This window comes from Micromonospora sp. NPDC005707, from assembly GCF_040631005.1.
Classification (GTDB): Bacteria; Actinomycetota; Actinomycetes; order Mycobacteriales; family Micromonosporaceae; genus Micromonospora.
The window spans coordinates 90,780-106,810 of the sequence record NZ_JBEXYR010000007.1 but is presented as its reverse complement, the minus strand read 5'-3'; the positions used below and the strand labels follow the sequence as shown (position 1 = coordinate 106,810).

Sequence of the window (16,031 nt, the reverse complement as noted above, 5' to 3'; positions counted from 1 at the left end):
TTGGTCCCCTCTCGACGCGGTCCGGTCGGCCCGCCGTGGCCTGCCGGGCGCCTCTGACCTGGGCGGCCCGCGCCGGCCTACCGTCGCCACAGGAGGGCCGAGCAGAGGAGGCCGTGATGCGTACCTGGCAGGTGGGCGACGTGATGACCAGGGACGTCGCGACGGTGGGAGAGGAGACCCCGTACCGCCGGCTCGTCGACGTGCTCATCCGGCGCGGTGTCAGCGGGGTGCCGGTGGTGGACTCGTTCCACCGGGTGCTCGGGGTGGTCTCCGAGGCGGACCTGCTGCACAAGGTGGAGTGGGCCGGGCGCCCCGACGAGCGGCGGATGTTCGAGGGCCGGCGCCGGCGTACCGCCCGGGAGAAGTCAACCGCGCTGGTGGCCCGGGACCTGATGACCGCCCCGGCGGTCACCACCCACGCGGGGGCCACGCTGCCCGCCGCGGCCCGGCTCATGGACCGCGAGGCGGTCAACCGGCTTCCGGTCCTGGACGACCTGGGCCGGCTGGCCGGCATCGTGACCCGCGGCGACCTGCTCCGGGTGCACCTGCGCGCCGACGCGGAGATCCGCGAGGAGGTGGTGCGGGAGGTGCTGCGCCGGGTGCTCACCGTCCGGGACGGCCTGGTCACCGTCCAGGTCCGCGCCGGTGAGGTCACGCTGGACGGACGGCTCGACCGGCGCAGCGCCGTCGAGCTGGCGGGCCGGCTCGCCGGGCAGGTCGGCGGCGTGGTCGCGGTGCACAACGCCATCGGGTACGACGTGGACGACACCACGCTCATGGAGTTGGACCCGGTGCACGCCACCCCGGTCGCCTGACCGGCGGCGGCCTCAGGCGGCCGCGGCGAGCTGGGCGGCGAGCAGCGCGGGAGCCTCGGCGAGCGAGGGCCCGTACCAGGTGAGGTGCCGGCCGGAGACCAGCGCGGCCGGCACGCCGGGGAACGCCTCCGGCCCGTCGTCGGCGGTGAACCGGTACGGCTCGTCCGGCAGCACGACCAGCTCCGGCGCCCGGGCGCGCAGCTCGGCCAGGCCGGGCCGGGGATAGCGCTCCGGGTGGTCGGCGTACCGGTTGGTGACGCCGAGCCGGCGCAGCAGGTCACCGGCGAAGGTGTCCCGACCCAGCACCACCCAGGGGCGCCGCCACACCGGCACCACGGCCGCGCGCGGTGTGGCCGGCGCGGGCGGCGCGGCCCAGGCCCGGCGCGCGGCCCGCAGCCAGTCCGGCTCGCCGGGGACGCCGAGCGCGGCGACCAGCTCGCCGAGCTGGGTCAGCGCCTCCGGCACGGTACGGGGAAAGGTGACCCGGACGGGCACGCCGGCCGCCTTCAGCGCGTCCGCGTCGGCGAGGCGGTTCTCCTCCTCGTTGAGCAGCACCAGGTCGGGCCGCAGCGCGCGTACCCGGTCCAGGTCCGGATACTTGCTCCCGCCCACCCGGGCGACGTCCAGCCCGGCCGGGTGGGTGCACCAGTCGGTGGCGCCCACCAGCACCTCGGGACGGGTCAGCGCCACCGCCTCGGTCAACGACGGCACCAGCGACACCACCCGCACGACGGCTCCCTCTCTCGCCCCGGCCCATCGTCGCCTATCGACGGTCTCCGGTGCGTCGGGCCCGACCGGTGGAGCGGACGATCAGCCGGCCACCTCGTCCACCAGCGCCGTCACGTCCAGGTGGGCGGGCCGGCAGCCGATCGTGGCGGCGAACCGGCGTACCGCCGCGTCCACGTGGGCCCGGGCGGCGCCGACCCCGGCGGACGGGGCCAGGCGCACCTCGACCCAGACGTCCGGGCCGGTGACCGGGCCGGTGAGCACCACCCGGGCCCGGCGGACCCCGGGCGCCCGCAGCAGGTCCCGTTCCAGCGCGTCGGTCAGCACCCCGGTCGCCACCCGGGTCCGGCCGGCGCCGTCGCCGGGGTGCGACAGCGTGCCGCCGAGCCGGTCCGGCACCCGCAGCCCGGCGCCGAGCAGCCGCTGCCCGAGCAGGGCGAGCAGCAGTCCGCCCACGGCGACCGCGAGGGCGCTCCACGGCGCGCCGGCCCGCCACCAGGTCACCGGCCCGGCCCCGACCAGCGGCACGTCGCCGCCGGGCAGCCGGCCCGCCCCGACCGCCGAGGCCGTGCCGCCCGCCGCCACGAGCAGCAGGGCGAGGACCGTCCACAGCAGCCGGTGGGCGGCGTTGCTCACGGCGCCCGCCGGGCGGGGACGAGCCGGACCTCGATCGGGTCGCGGCGGGGCGCGGTCAGCCGGTCCAGCTCCCGGCGCAGCGCGAACTCGACATCGGCCCGGGCGGCCGGGTCGCCGGTGGCGGTCACCCGCGGTCGCCAGGCGTCCCCGCGCCGGCGGACGCGGACCCGGGCGCGGCGGACGCTCGGCACCGACCGGACCGCGCGGGCCAGCCGCCGCTCCACCGAGCGGCGGTGCAGGTGCCAGCCGTCGTCGTCGGCGAGCCGCAGCCGGTTCGGCCACCACCGGCGCAGCTCGGCGCCGAGCACCACCAGGCCGAGGAGGGTGACGGCGGCGGCGACGGCGCGTACCGGGGCGTCCTGCCAGCGGACCGTGGTCAGCGTGGCCGACCACCCGGACGGCAGGGGACCGGGGCGGCCCAGCGCGGCGAGCAGCCCCGCGACGGCCACCAGCAGCCCGCCGGCCAGCAGGGCCACGGCGAGCAGCAGGGTGGCGAGCCGGTTCACCGTGCGCACGGCCGGCTCCGCTCGCCGGCGGGGGCGCTCACGTCGCCTCCCGCGCGTCCGCGGCGTGCCGCCGGTGCCCGTCCCGCCCGGTCGCCGGGCGGTCGCCGCCGGGTGGGCCGCTCGGCTCGCCGGGCAGGCGCAGGTCCACCACGGTGACGGTGACCGCCTCGACGGTCAGCCCGCTGTGCGCCTCGATCCGGGCGGCGACCCGACGGCGGACCGCCTCGGCCACCCCGGTCAGCGGCGCGCCGTGCGCGACCACCAGGTCCAGGTCGACCCGGACGGCGGCGCCGTCGACGCGCACCGTGGCCGTCGCGTCGACGACGGCCGGGGCACGCCGTGCCGCCTCCTCGGCGAGCCCGCCGGTCCGCTCCTCCGGCCAGGCGGCCGGCGCGGGCGGGGCGGTGGCGCGCCGGGGCAGGGTGCCGGTCATCGCGGGCCCGCCTCAGCGACGCCGGCCGGCGGTCGCCCGGTCGGCGAGCCCCGGCAGGCCGACGTCCCCGTCGCGCACCCGGACCAGCAGCCAGCCGACCAGGCCGGCCACGGTGGCGGCGGCCGCCGCCCCGGCGCCGCCCAGCGCCCAGACCGCGACCACCAGGAAACCGGCCAGGAAGCCGAACTGCCCGCGCGTCATGCCCCACCTCCGCTCCACGGCGACGACCGGACCGGCGGGGCGTACCCGTTTCCGGGCGGGGCACGCCTCCGGCCGCCGCGGTCAGCCCGCCGAGGCGGGGGCGGGCACGCGCTCCGAGGGCAGGGAGGCCACGGGTACGCCCTCGCGCACCGCCCACTCCACCGCGTGCCGCACGTCGGCGACCGGCAGGGGCCGCCGGGCGGTCACGGTGACCGCGGCGTGCACCGCGTACGCGACGAACGGGTACGAGTGGGCCAGCCCGCCCACCGCCTCGTGCAGCCGGCCCACCACGGCGAGCGCCGCCGCCTCGTCCCGCCCCGGCAGGATGAGCTGGAACTCGTTGTCGGCGACGCGGACGGCCCGGTCGACCGGGCTCAGCACGCTGGTGACCGCCGCGAGCACGGCCTGGCCCTCCCGGGCCGCGCCACGGCGGCCGAAGCGTTCCGGTGTGCCGGCCGGCTCGTCCACCCGGAGGCCGACCAGCGCCACCGGCAGCGTGCCCGAGGCGGTCACGCCGTCCACGCCGGTCCACCGGCGCAGCCCCGGCTCGTCGAGCACGCCGTCGGCCGGCTCGACCGGGTGCGCCCGCTCGCCCCGCCGGGCCAGCAGCCGCAGCGCCGCCTCGGCGCGGGCCTCGCCCGGCGCGGCGGGGATGTCCCGGACCCGCGCCACCGCCTCCTCCAGCCCGGCCCGCGCCGGCCCGGGCAGCCGCTCGGCGAGCTGCCCCCACAGCCGGAGCACGTCGTGCAGCGCCTCGTCCCGGCGAAAGCCCCAGCGCCCGTCGAAGAGGCGGCCGGCCTCAAGGGTCTCCGCCGGCGCCACCTCGGCCCGGTCGTACGCCACCAGGCTCGCCCCGAAGCGCGGCGTCAGCGCCACCACGCTCCACTCCCGGGCCAGATCCTCGGTCTCCTCCAGCGCCACCGGGTACGCCCCGGCGGGCAGGTCCGGTGGGGGGCCGCCGACCATGCCGACCACGGTGACCGCGGCCCGCGCGGCGATCCGCCGGTAGACGGCGTGCTCCCGGGCGAAGTACGGCAGCCGCTGGAAGAGGGCGAACACGACCAGCGGCCCGTCCTCGGCCTCGGCCAGCGCGGCCCGTTCGATGGCGTGGGAGACGGCGACGAGGCCGCGTTTGGTCAGCCGCTCCGGGGTCCGTCCGCTGTGCACCGGCCGAGCCTAGGGCCCCGCAACCCGCCGCGCACCGGACGACGGGTCGGGATCGGTGGCCGACCCGGCGGACCGGTGCGGACCGCCATGGTGGCCGCCACACGCGCTCCACCCGGAGCGCCGTGCGGCGCCGTTCCGCGCTCAGGAGGACCGCCGCACGGGCGGTTCCACCGGTCCCGGCCGGTCCGGGCATCCGGATTCCCCCGCACCGCCGAGGCGGCCGCCATGATCGACGCCCTAGACTCGGGCGTCGACCGAGCGACGGATGGATCTGGCGAGATGACGAGCACCGGCAGCGTGGCCACCTCCTGGCTGCGTCCGATCCCACCCGGGGTCGCGCCGCAGCTCTCCCGTGCCGGCCACCTGGCGTATCCGGGCCGGCGGCTCGGTGAGCTGGTGCAGGGCCGGCCGCCGGGCGTCACCGGGCACCAGTGGAGCACCGCCGGGCGTGAGGGCCTCGACCAGGTGGTCTGCGCCGGCGACACCGGCCTGCCGCTGTTCGCCGTGCAGTTCGCCCCGCCCGCACCCGCCGGGTCGCCGGCCCGCCGGGCCGAACGGATGACCGCCGCGGTCTGCGCCGCGGTCGGGCTGCCGCTGCTGCGGGTCGAGTCGCCGACGTTGCGCGCCGCCGAGCACGCCCGCCGCCTCGTCGAGTACGTCATCGACGCACGCGGCTACGCCGCCGGCACCGACCCGGACACCGGCGACGCCGTCGGGTTCCGGGACATCGTCAGCCGGCTGCCGGACGGCCGGCGCGGGCCGGTCAACGACCTCGGGGCGCTGACCCGGGCCGCCGCCGTCGAGGCGTACGTGGAGCGCCGGCTCGCCGACCCGATCGTCCGCGGGCTGCACGTGCGGTGGACGGACGGCCCGGCCGAGGGCTGGAGCTGGGTCGAGGTGCGGCCCGGCCGGTGCCTGGTCGAGCGGGTGCACCTGGTCGCCCAGCGCTTCTCCTGCGGCGTGGATCCGGGCCGGCTCGCCGAGGACCTGGCCGCCGTGGCGGTCGGTGAGCGGCTGCGCGACCTGGCCGCCGCCGAACCGTCCCTGGTGGACCGGGACGAGGTGCGTGGGCAGATCCGGCGGCTGGCCGCCCGGCGCGACGAGTTCGAGGGCGGCTTCGCCTTCGACCACCTCTGCGCCGACTGACCCGGCGTCGCGGGGCCGCGTCCGGCCGCCCCGGAAATCTCCGCGAATTCTCCCGATCCCCGGTTGAACCTTCGCCGTCCTCGCTCCGTACCTAAGCGGGAATGGACGCAGATCTTCCCCGCCGCGCCGGACGGCGCGGGGACGGTGCGGAAAGGGCATCGTCGGTCATCGACGTGCGACCGGAACGTCGCAGTGATCCTCACCCCGAAATCCATCGGTCCGCCGGGGTCACCAGTCAACTACCGGATCGAGAAGGAGAGCAATTCGATGCGCAGGTCCACACGGGCGCGCCGGTCATCCGGTAACGCGCGGAGCAAGCGTCTGCTGGCCGTGGTCGGCACGCTCGCGGTCTTCGGCGGAATCGTCGCCGTCACCCAGATCTCGTCCGCCCAGGACCGGCGGACCACCGTCCGCACCGCCTCGGCGTCCTGCGTGGCTCCGAGCCCGGGGGCCACCGCGCCGGACGGCCGCGGCAGCACCACCCGGACCTGGCAGAACGGCCGCTGGGTGCGCAACCACTGGGGTGACGGGCAGATGTCGGCCGCCGAGTGCCAGCAGACCACGGGAGGTGGCGCGGGCGCCGCGACCCCCACCGTCGCCTGCCCTGACGTGCGGAGCAAGCTGCCGGAGGTGCCCCAGCAGGCGCGCGCCGAGGTGGACCGCAACCTCGCCCTGCTGGACAGCCAGATCGCCGAGGCCAACCGGCGGCTGGCGGCCGACGGCGCCCGCAACGGTGGCGCCTTCATCAACAACGCCATCCTGCGGCCGCTCGCCGAGAAGCGGACCGCCACGTTGAACCGGATCGCGACGGCCATCGGCCGGGTCGCCCAGCGCCCGCAGGGCCTGGACCAGTTGGCCCAGTGCGTCATCGCCGACAACGCCCAGAACGGCGGCCAGAACGGCGGCCAGAACGGTGGCCAGAACGGCGGCGGCAACAACGGCGGGCAGACCGGCGGGCCGACCGCCGCGCCGACCGGTAGCAGCAACGGTGGGCAGAACGGCGGTAACAACGGCGGTAACAATGGCGGCAACAACGGTGGCCAGAACGGCGGCAACAACGGCCTGAACGTGCTCGCCAAGGACTGCACCAACAGCCAGCTGCAGGCGCACGACGGTTTCCAGAACGGCAACCGGTGCGTGAGCACCTCGTTCGGTGAGGTCGGTTCCGCCGCCAACAACCCCTCGCTGCTCATCACGCAGTTCCCGAACCGGGTGCAGCGCAACCAGCCGTTCACCCTCCGGGTCAGCACCCGGAACCTGGTGCGCGACCGGTTCCTCGCCGCCGGCCAGGGTGGCTACTACGTGGAGAGCTCGCTGCTCAACGACCAGGGCCTGGTCCGCGGCCACTTCCACACCGCCTGCCGGATGCTGCAGACCACCCAGGCGGCGCCGTCGAACCCGCAGGACGTTCCGGCGTTCTTCGTGGCGACCGAGGACGGCGGCGGCAGCAACCAGGCCGACCAGGTGACCATCCAGATCCCCGGCCTGCCCCAGTCGGGCCTCGCGCAGTGCGCAGTCTGGGCCGGTGACGGCTCGCACCGCATCCCCATGATGGAGCGGGCCAACCAGACCCCCGCCATCGACGTGGTGCGGATCCGGGTCAACTGAGCACCGACGGCCGGAGCCGTCCGGGGGGCACGCCCCGGACGGCTCCGGCCGTTCCGTGCGCGCCCTCCCGTGGCGGCGTCAGCCGTCCCCGGCCGGCCCCGACGCGTCGCCGACCTCGAAGCGGGCCAGGTCGGTGCAGTGCACGACCGTGGCGTCGTCCGGCGCGGCGAGGCCGGCCGGGCTGTCGGCTTCGGCCCGTCGTACGCGACCGACGATCTCGGCCGGCCCGCCGGCGGCGAGCAGGCCAAGCACACCGGCCCAGTCGGTCAGGGCGTACGGGCTCACGACGCGGCTGGCGCCGTTGCTGAGCAGCGCGACGCCGGCCAGGTCGCGCAGGGGGTGGCTGCCGGTCACCGCCTCCTCCGCGGCGTGCGGGTCGTCCTTGGCGATCCAGTAGCCGCCCGGCTGGTTCCGGCGGGCGCGCAGCGCCTCGACGCAGGAGGCGTGGACGCGGTCGTACTCCGGCGTCCCGCCGGGAACGCCCTCCAGCGGTGCCGAGCAGACCCGTCTCGCCGTGACCTCACGCTCGTCGGTGAGGACCCGCGGACCGCCGCCGACCTGGTCGAGGACGAGGAAGGAGTCGGCGAGCAGGAGGTGGTCGAGGCGGCCCCGGTGGGCGCGGAAGATCGCCACGGTCGCCTGTGGGCTGGCGGGGTTCGTGATGTCGCAGGTGTTCCGGTGCTGCGCGGCGATCTCGTCGATCGCGGCGGCGAGGATCGTCGCGAGGTCCCGCCCGTCGCCGCGCGACAGCCAGCCGAGCAGCGCGCCGCCGAGCCGGTGCGTGTACCAGGCGACGCCGTGGTGGCAGATCGATTCCGTCCCCGGGATGCCGGCGCCGTCGAGCAGCACCGCGGCGCCGGGGACGGCGCCGGCGAAGTCCTCGTTCGGCCGGCCGGCCGTGCCGGCGCTGGTCGCCATGCTGACGTGCACCGATGGGCTCCCGGGTGGGGGGCGCGGACCTGCGGGAGGGCCGACGCGGGATGAAGTTCGCTGCCGGGGCACCCCGCCCGGCTGAAAATTGTTAACGCCGGGAAAAGCCGACCGGGGTCGCGCCGATTTCTCAGCGTGACCCCGGGGTGCCCGACGGTGAACCGGGAGGGTTCAGCGGTTCTTGTAGGCCTCCACCACCGAGACGGGGATGCGGCCCCGCTCGGAAATCTCGTAGCCGTTCTTGACGGCCCATTCCCGGATGGCGCGGTTCTGCTCGCGGTCCATTCCCGAGGTGCTCGGGCGGGCGCCCCCACGGGTGGCGCGACCGGCCTCCACCGGGCCGCGACCGATCCGCCGGCCAGCGCTGATGTACGGGTCCAGTGCCTTGCGCAGGACGCCGGCGTTCTCGTCGGAGACGTCGATCGTGTACGCCACGCCGTCCAGGCTGAACTCGACGGTCCGATCGGCCTTTCCGCCGTCGAGGTCGTCGGTCAGAACGGTGATTACTTTCCTTGCCATCGCCATTACTCCCTGTGTCGGGCGGGGTGTGGCTATGAGTTTGACGTATCTCGCGGCAATTTCGCAACAATACCCGTCCTTCGCCATTCGGCGGGTCGGGTTATCCGCGTGCCGTCAAATGCGTCTTCGTGCACGCGGCGGGTTCGCCGGGGCGGTGGAAGTGGCATGGGTCACAAGCCGGAACAAGGGAGACGGTTTGTTACTTGAGCCTGTCACGCTCAACTCAACCCGATAGCAGGTGTTCGATGGCAACTCTTCCGGTACTGCCCCTGACCGACGCCGTCCTGCTGCCCGGCATGGTCATCCCGGTGACCCTCGACCCGACCACCCAGGCCGCGGTCGACGCGGCCCGCGCCAGCGGCGACAAGGAGCTGCTGGCCGTGCCCCGCCTCGACGGCGAGTACGGCTCGGTCGGCGTGATCGCCACCATCGAGAAGGTGGGTCGGCTGCCCAGCGGCGAGCCGGCCGCCGTGGTCCGCGGCCTCGCCCGGGCCCGGATCGGCTCCGGCGTGCCCGGACCGGGCGCCGCCCTCTGGGTCGAGGCGACCACCCTCGACGAACCCGCCCCGGCCGGCCGGGCCCGGGAACTCGCCCGCGAGTACCGCGCGCTGATGACCTCGGTGCTCCAGGAACGCGGCGCCTGGCAGGTCATCGACGCCATGGAGCGGATGACCGACCTCTCCGAGCTGGCCGACGCGGCCGGCTACGCGCCCTGGCTGACGCTGGCGCAGAAGACCGAGCTGCTCGCGGCCCCGGACGTGACCGCCCGGCTGGAGCTGCTGGTCGGCTGGGTGAAGGACCACCTGGCCGAGCAGGAGGTCACCGAGCGGATCAACAGTGACGTCCGGGAGGGGCTGGAGAAGTCGCAGCGCGAGTTCCTGCTCCGCCAGCAGCTCGCCGCGATCCGCAAGGAACTCGGCGAGGACGAGCCGGACGGCTCCGCCGACTACCGCTCCCGGGTGGAGTCGGCCGACCTGCCCGAGAAGGTCCGCGAGGCGGCCCTGCGCGAGGTCGGCAAGCTGGAGCGGGCCAGTGACGCCTCTCCGGAGGCGGGCTGGATCCGGACCTGGCTGGACACCGTCCTCGAGATGCCGTGGAACACGCGTACCGAGGACAACACCGACCTGGCCGCGGCGCGTGCGGTGCTCGACGCCGACCACGCCGGCCTGACCGACGTGAAGGACCGCATCCTGGAGTACCTCGCGGTGCGCAACCGCCGGGCCGAGCGCAACCTCGGCGTAGTCGGCGGACGCGGCTCCGGCGCGGTGCTCGCCCTGGCCGGCCCGCCCGGCGTCGGCAAGACCAGCCTCGGCGAGTCCGTCGCGCGGGCACTCGGCCGCACCTTCGTCCGGGTCTCCCTCGGCGGCGTCCGCGACGAGGCCGAGATCCGCGGCCACCGGCGCACCTACGTGGGCGCGCTGCCCGGCCGGATCGTCCGCGCGCTGCGCGAGGCCGGCTCGATGAACCCGGTCGTGCTCCTCGACGAGGTCGACAAGCTGGCCGCCGGCTACTCCGGCGACCCGGCCGCGGCCCTGCTGGAGGTGCTCGACCCGGCGCAGAACCACACCTTCCGGGACCACTACCTGGAGGTCGACCTCGACCTGTCCGACGTGCTCTTCCTGGCCACCGCCAACGTGGTGGACAGCATCCCCGGCCCGCTGCTGGACCGGATGGAGCTGGTCACCCTGGACGGCTACACCGAGGACGAGAAGGTGGCCATCGCCCGGGACCACCTGCTGCCGCGGCAGCGGGAGCGGGCCGGGCTGACCGCCGAGGAGGTCACCGTCGCCGACGACGCGCTGGCGCTGATCGCGGGTGAATACACCCGGGAGGCCGGCGTCCGGCAGCTCGAACGTGCCCTGGCGAAGATCCTGCGCAAGGTCACCGTGGCGCTGGCGTCCGACCCGGCGCCGGTCCGCGTCGACACCGGCAACCTCGCCCGCTACCTGGGCCGGCCGAAGTTCACCCCGGAGTCGGCCGAGCGGACGGCGGTGCCCGGCGTGGCCACCGGCCTGGCGGTCACCGGCGCCGGCGGGGACGTGCTCTTCATCGAGGCCACCAGCATGGAGGGCGAGCCGGGGCTGACCCTCACCGGTCAGCTGGGCGACGTCATGAAGGAGTCGGCGCACATCGCGCTGTCGTACCTGCGCTCCAACGGGCGACGCCTCGGCATCGACCCGAACGCCCTCGCCGGGCGGCGGATCCACGTGCACTTCCCGGCGGGTGCGGTGCCCAAGGACGGGCCCAGCGCCGGCATCACCATGGTCACCGCCCTGGCGTCCCTGGTGACCGGCCGGCCGGTCCGGCCCGAGTTCGGGATGACCGGCGAGGTGACCCTCTCCGGCCGGGTGCTGCCCATCGGCGGCGTGAAGCAGAAGCTGCTCGCCGCCCACCGGGCCGGCCTGACCGAGGTGATCATCCCGAAGCGCAACGAGCCGGACCTGGACGACCTGCCCGCTGAGGTCCGCGAGGCGCTGACCGTCCACACCCTCGCCGACGTGGCCGACGTGCTCGCCCTGGCGCTGCGCCCGGCCGAGGTCGACGCGGAGACCCTGGGCGGCCAGCCGCTCGCCGCGGCCTGACCTCCCGACACGCCGAGGCCCCCGGTCCACCCGGACCGGGGGCCTCGGCCGTGCTCACCAGCGGTCCCGGCGCTCCCGCCGCTCGCCACCGTCGCCGTCCCGGCCGCGCCGCTCCCGGCGGTCACCGTCGAAGCGGCGCTCGCCGCCGCCGCCGTCGCCGTCCCGGTCGCGGCGGACGGTGGCCTTGCGGCCCTTGATGGTGCTGCCGCGCAGGCCCTGGATCACCTCGTCGGCGACCCCGTACGGGACCTCGACCAGGGAGAACCGGTCGGCGATCTCGATCGAGCCGATGTCCCGGCCGTTGACCCCGGTCTCCCCGGTGATCGCACCGACCAGGTCCTGCGGGCGCACCCCGGCGCGCCGGCCCAGACCGATGAAGACCTGCGTGGTGCCGCCGGTGCGGGGACGCGCGCCGCCGCGCCGCTCCCGGGCGTCGTACCCGGGTCGGGGTTCGCGGGTCGGGCGGACCGCGACCTGCGGGATCTCCTCCTCCTCGTCGGCCGTGCCGGGCAGGGTCGCCTCGTGGGCCAGCCGCACCGCGGCCAGCGCGACCTCCATGAGGTCGAACTCGTCGGTCAGCGACTCGACGATCGCCCGGAACGGCTCCAGGTCGTCCTCCAGCAGCGACTCCCGCAGTGCCGCCTGGGTCAGCTCCAGCCGCCGGGTCCGCAGGTCGGCCACCGTGGGGATCTTGTCGACCGCGATGCGCTGGCCGGTGACCCGCTCGATGGTCTTGAGCATCCGGTGCTCGCGCGGCTCGGCCAGGGTGATCGCCACACCCTCGCGGCCGGCCCGGCCCACCCGGCCGATCCGGTGCACGTACGACTCGGGCGCCGACGGGACGTCGTAGTTGACCACGTGGGTGAGCTGCTCCACGTCCAGACCGCGGGCCGCCACGTCGGTGGCGACCAGCAGGTCGGCCGTGCCCGAGCGCAGCCGGCCCATCACCCGGTCCCGCTGCTCCTGGCTCATCCCGCCGTGCAGCGCCTCGGCCCGGTAGCCCCGGCCGTTCATCGTCTCGGTGAGCCGGTCCACCTCCTCCCGGCTGCGGCAGAAGACGATCGCCGCGGTGGGCGACTCCACGTCCAGCACCCGGCCCAGGGCCGCCGGCTTGTGCGCCCGCGCCACGATGTACGCGCTCTGCCGCACCCGGGGCGCCTCGCCCGCGACCGGCCGCTCGCGCTCGATCTGGATGCGCACCGGGTCGGTCAGGTGCTTGCGGGCCAGCCCGTCGATCCGGGCCGGCATGGTGGCCGAGAAGAGCACGGTCTGCCGCCCGGCCGGGGCGTGCTCCAGGATCGCCTCGATGTCCTCGGCGAAGCCCATGTCGAGCATCTCGTCCGCCTCGTCCAGCACCACCGTGGCCAGCGCGCCCAGCCGCAGGGTGCCCCGGGCGATGTGGTCCAGCGCCCGGCCCGGCGTCGCCACCACCACGTCCACGCCGGCGTCGAGGGCGCGCAGCTGCCGGCCGATCGGCTGGCCGCCGTAGATCGGCAGCACCCGGGCGCCCAGGTCCTTGCCGTAGCGGTGGAACGCCTCGGAGACCTGCACGGCCAGCTCCCGGGTCGGCACCAGCACGAGCGACACCGGCTCCCCGCCGGGCCGGTCGTCGGGCATCCGCTGCAGCAGCGGCAGGGCGAACGCGGCGGTCTTGCCGGTGCCGGTGGCGGCCTGCCCGAGCAGGTCCTGGCCGGCGAGCAGCGGCGGGATCGCCTCCCGCTGGATCGGGGTCGGCTCCTCGTAGCCGAGGACGGCGAGCGCGTTCAGCAGCTCGGTGCGCAGCCCGAGGTCCGCGAAGGCGGCGGCCTCATCCTCGGCGGGTTGGGCGGGATCGGTCGGGGTTGGTGCGGAACTCATGGGGCAAGCCTTTCATCACCCCCGCCCGGCCGTCGCGGCGACCGCCGCAAACCGTCGCCCCCGCCACGTCGCGGGCGATCCGGCCGGGCCCCGTGCCCCGGCCGGATCACCCGGACAGGACCGCCAGCAGGACGGTCGTCCCGACGACGACGTCCAGCACCCCGCACCACTCCGTGTACCCCCGGGGCACCACCCGGCCGCTGCGGTGGTGCGCCAGGTCCCAGGCGGCGTGCCCGAGCCAGCCGAGGCCGACCAGCACGCCGGCGAGGCCGTCCGGCCCGAGCAGGGCGACCGCGGCCAGGCCGCCCCAGCCGGCCAGCCCGGCGAGCTGCCACGCCACGTTCCGGCGGTCGCCCCACTGCCGCCGCCAGGTGCCGATGAGCAGGTAGCCGCCCGGGAGGACCAGCAGCGTCCACGGGGAGAACACGGTCGGCGCGACCCAGAGGTCCACCGTCATGAGCAGGGCCAACCCGGTCGGCCACCGGCGCGCCACCGCCGCGGCCACCGGATGGCGGTGGGCCGGCGCCGGATGCGCGTGCCGGTGCCGCAGCGCCACCAGCGCCATGGCCGGCAGCATCAGCAGGTGGCCGCCGAGCATCAGCACGTCGTCCCCGACCAGCCCGGCCCACCAGGGCGGGAGCAGCAGCAGGAACGGGACGTACATGACGGCCACCATCTCTGCCGTGGCGGCCCGTCCGTGGCCGCGGTGCCACATCCAGGCGGCCATGCCCAGCCCCATGTTCGTCGCCATCACCAGCGCGCCGACATCCGTCCGGGCCAGCGCGTCCGCGCCGCCCAGCCGCTCGGCGCCGACCCGCCACAGCGGGTCGAGCAGCAGCATGCCGACCACCATCGCCACGACCATCCCGGCCAGGTGGCCGGCCAGCCGTCGGGCGTCCGCCCGCAGGGGTACCCGTACCGTCGTCTCCGTCATGCCCCGAGCCTGCCGGCGCCCCGCGCGCGGAACCATCCGCGTCCGTCACCGGAAAGCCGTGCGTCGCGCACGGGTTCGGCGTGACATTCCGCAGGGGTGAACCGGGCGGCCGGCGGCCCTAGGATCGGCGGACATGACGGTCGACGCGGCGGATCGCCGGCTGCGGCGGGCCCGGCAGCTCACCCTGGTGTCGCTGGCGACGAACGTCGGGACCACCCTCCTGCTGCCGGGCGTCGGCCTGGCCCGCGAGCCGGACCCGCTGCGGCTGGCGCTCGGCATGGTCGGGCTCGCCGCCGTCACCGCCGCCCAGGCGGCGGTGCTGCACGCGGCGGTCACCCCCTGGCTCGCCGGGCGGGCCCGGCGCCGCCGGCACGCCGCGCTGGCGGTGGCCGCCCTGCTCAGCCTGCCGCTGGTCGGCCCGGTCGCCGCCGGCGCCTGGCCCACCTGGGCGTGGCTGGGCGCGTCCCTGGTCGGCATGTCCCCGCTGCTGTTCCGGCCGCTGCCCGCGCTGCTCGCGGCGGCCGGGGTGCTCGGCGCCTCGGCCGCCGTGACACTGGCGACCGGCGGGCCGCTGCCCACCGCCCTCCTCGTGACCGGCGGCGTCGGCGGCGGGATCGCCGCGGTCACCTGGCTCCAGGCCTGGTTCTGGGGCCTTGTCGTCGAGGCCCGGCAGGGACAGGCCGCCCGGGCCCGCCTCGCCGCCGCCGAGGAGCGGCTGCGCTTCGCCCGGGACGTGCACGACCTGCTGGGCCACGACCTCACCGTGATCGCGCTCAAGGCCGAGCTGGCCGAGCGGCTCGCGCCCGTCGACGCGGCCCGGGCCGGCCGGGAGGCCGCCGAGGTGCGCCGGCTCGCCGGGTCTGCCCTGACCCGGGTACGCGAGGCCGTGCACGGCTACCGCGCCGTGGACCTGGGTGAGCAGCTGGCCGCGGTGGGGGAGGTGCTGCGTTCCAGCGGGGTGCGCTGCACGGTGGTGCCGCCGGCCGGCGAGCTGCCGCCGCCGGTCGCCGCCGACCTGGCCGCCGTGCTGCGCGAGGCCGGGACGAACGTGCTGCGGCACAGCCGGGCCGACTGGTGCCGGATCGAACTCACCCGGGAGGACGGCCTCGTGACGATGACCGTACGCAACGACGGCGCCGGTGGCGCCGGCCCGGACGCGCTCAGCGGCGGGCTGCGGGGGCTGGCCGACCGGCTCGCCCCTTCCGGCGGCAGCGTCCGGGCGTACGCCGAGGACGGGGTGTTCCACCTCGTGGCGACCGTGCCGGTGGCGCCGTGATCCGGGTGCTGCTGGCCGACGACGAGGAGCTGATCCGCCTCGCCCTCGCGGCGCTGCTCGACCTGGAGCCCGACCTGGAGGTGGTGGCGCACGCCGCCGACGGCCGCGCCGCGCTGGCCGCCGCGCTGGCCCACCGGCCCGACGTCGCCGTGCTGGACCTGGAGATGCCGCCGCCCGGCGGGGTCCAGGTCGCCGCCGAGCTGGCCCGCGTGCTGCCCGGCTGCGCCACGGTGATCCTCACCGGGCACGGCCGGCCCGCGCACCTCCGGCCGGCGCTGAGCGCGGGCGCGCGCGGGTTCCTCGCCAAGGGCGCACCGGGCGGCGCGCTGGCCGACGTGATCCGCCGGGTGCACGCCGGCGCCCGGTACGTCGACCCGGCCCTCGCCGCCGACGCGTTGACCCTGCCCGAGTGCCCGCTCACCCCGCGGGAGCTGGAGACGCTGCGCCTGGCCGAGCTGGGCACCCCGGTCGCGGTGATCGCCCGGCGGACCCACCTGGCGGCCGGCACGGTCCGCAACCACCTGGCCGCGTGCGTGCAGAAGCTCGGCGCCGCCGACCGGGCCGGGGCGGTCCGGCGGGCCCGCGAGGCCGGCTGGCTCTGACCCGAGCGGGTCGCCACCCGCGCGGGGTGGCGGCATCGCACCGGCCGTGTGCCGGCTCGCCGGGCAGGGGTCAGGCGCGGGCCGGGCAGGGGT

The 16,031-nt window shown here is 76.4% G+C and carries 16 protein-coding genes; 6 read left to right on the top strand and 10 right to left on the bottom strand.

All coding sequences use genetic code 11. The features are described 5' to 3' along the window. Positions 1-116 precede the first annotated feature (116 nt). Positions 117-815, top strand: a complete 699-nt coding sequence (locus ABZ452_RS15650; RefSeq protein ID WP_357943053.1) for a CBS domain-containing protein — start codon at positions 117-119, stop codon at positions 813-815. Positions 816-827: 12 nt separating this feature from the next. Here the strand turns inward: ABZ452_RS15650 and ABZ452_RS15645 are convergent, their stop codons facing one another. The 6 genes from ABZ452_RS15645 to ABZ452_RS15620 all read right to left on the bottom strand — a co-directional run bounded on the left by ABZ452_RS15645 (position 828) and on the right by ABZ452_RS15620 (position 4,484). Beyond that, complete coding sequence (locus ABZ452_RS15645) at positions 828-1,544, bottom strand: helical backbone metal receptor (protein WP_357943051.1); 717 nt, start codon at positions 1,542-1,544, stop codon at positions 828-830. An 81-nt stretch (positions 1,545-1,625) separates the two neighbouring features. Beyond that, positions 1,626-2,177 (bottom strand): hypothetical protein, encoded by a 552-nt coding sequence (locus ABZ452_RS15640; RefSeq protein WP_357943049.1) that lies wholly within the window; start codon positions 2,175-2,177, stop codon positions 1,626-1,628. Next, positions 2,174-2,692: a hypothetical protein gene (locus tag ABZ452_RS15635; protein ID WP_357943047.1), complete on the bottom strand. Its 519-nt coding sequence runs from the start codon at positions 2,690-2,692 to the stop codon at positions 2,174-2,176. Before ABZ452_RS15635 ends, ABZ452_RS15640 begins: the two co-directional genes overlap by 4 nt. A 28-nt stretch (positions 2,693-2,720) precedes the next feature. Beyond that, positions 2,721-3,116 (bottom strand): Asp23/Gls24 family envelope stress response protein, encoded by a 396-nt coding sequence (locus ABZ452_RS15630; RefSeq protein ID WP_357943045.1) that lies wholly within the window; start codon positions 3,114-3,116, stop codon positions 2,721-2,723. Positions 3,117-3,128: 12 nt separating this feature from the next. Next, the gene (locus ABZ452_RS15625) at positions 3,129-3,317 is read right to left on the bottom strand and encodes a hypothetical protein (RefSeq protein WP_357943042.1); all 189 of its coding nucleotides are present in this window, start codon (positions 3,315-3,317) and stop codon (positions 3,129-3,131) included. An 81-nt stretch (positions 3,318-3,398) separates the two neighbouring features. Beyond that, positions 3,399-4,484 (bottom strand): DICT sensory domain-containing protein, encoded by a 1,086-nt coding sequence (locus ABZ452_RS15620; protein ID WP_357943039.1) that lies wholly within the window; start codon positions 4,482-4,484, stop codon positions 3,399-3,401. Between the two features lie 279 nt (positions 4,485-4,763). Between ABZ452_RS15620 and ABZ452_RS15615 the strand changes: the two genes are divergently transcribed. Then, complete coding sequence (locus tag ABZ452_RS15615) at positions 4,764-5,630, top strand: hypothetical protein (RefSeq protein ID WP_357943037.1); 867 nt, start codon at positions 4,764-4,766, stop codon at positions 5,628-5,630. 267 nt (positions 5,631-5,897) lie between these two features. Then, positions 5,898-7,238 (top strand): hypothetical protein, encoded by a 1,341-nt coding sequence (locus ABZ452_RS15610; RefSeq protein ID WP_357943035.1) that lies wholly within the window; start codon positions 5,898-5,900, stop codon positions 7,236-7,238. Between the two features lie 78 nt (positions 7,239-7,316). Here ABZ452_RS15610 and ABZ452_RS15605 read toward each other — a convergent pair whose 3' ends face one another. Beyond that, positions 7,317-8,168, bottom strand: a complete 852-nt coding sequence (locus tag ABZ452_RS15605; protein WP_357943033.1) for a hypothetical protein — start codon at positions 8,166-8,168, stop codon at positions 7,317-7,319. A gap of 171 nt (positions 8,169-8,339) precedes the next feature. Then, positions 8,340-8,687, bottom strand: coding sequence for an Lsr2 family protein (locus ABZ452_RS15600; protein WP_357943031.1), 348 nt, complete (start codon positions 8,685-8,687; stop codon positions 8,340-8,342). Positions 8,688-8,932: 245 nt separating this feature from the next. Here ABZ452_RS15600 and lon point away from each other — a divergent pair, with 245 nt between their 5' ends. Continuing rightward, the gene (gene lon, locus ABZ452_RS15595; protein ID WP_357943029.1) at positions 8,933-11,269 is read left to right on the top strand and encodes an endopeptidase La; all 2,337 of its coding nucleotides are present in this window, start codon (positions 8,933-8,935) and stop codon (positions 11,267-11,269) included. A gap of 54 nt (positions 11,270-11,323) precedes the next feature. Here lon and ABZ452_RS15590 read toward each other — a convergent pair whose 3' ends face one another. Further along, the gene (locus ABZ452_RS15590) at positions 11,324-13,126 is read right to left on the bottom strand and encodes a DEAD/DEAH box helicase (RefSeq protein WP_357943027.1); all 1,803 of its coding nucleotides are present in this window, start codon (positions 13,124-13,126) and stop codon (positions 11,324-11,326) included. A 106-nt stretch (positions 13,127-13,232) separates the two neighbouring features. Beyond that, positions 13,233-14,060, bottom strand: a complete 828-nt coding sequence (locus tag ABZ452_RS15585) for a hypothetical protein (RefSeq protein WP_357943025.1) — start codon at positions 14,058-14,060, stop codon at positions 13,233-13,235. Positions 14,061-14,193: 133 nt separating this feature from the next. Here ABZ452_RS15585 and ABZ452_RS15580 point away from each other — a divergent pair, with 133 nt between their 5' ends. Beyond that, complete coding sequence (locus ABZ452_RS15580; protein WP_357943022.1) at positions 14,194-15,336, top strand: histidine kinase; 1,143 nt, start codon at positions 14,194-14,196, stop codon at positions 15,334-15,336. Beyond that, on the top strand, positions 15,333-15,938 hold the full coding sequence (locus ABZ452_RS15575) for a response regulator transcription factor (RefSeq protein ID WP_357943020.1): 606 nt from the start codon (positions 15,333-15,335) through the stop codon (positions 15,936-15,938). Before ABZ452_RS15580 ends, ABZ452_RS15575 begins: the two co-directional genes overlap by 4 nt. The last annotated feature ends 93 nt before the right edge of the window (positions 15,939-16,031 follow it).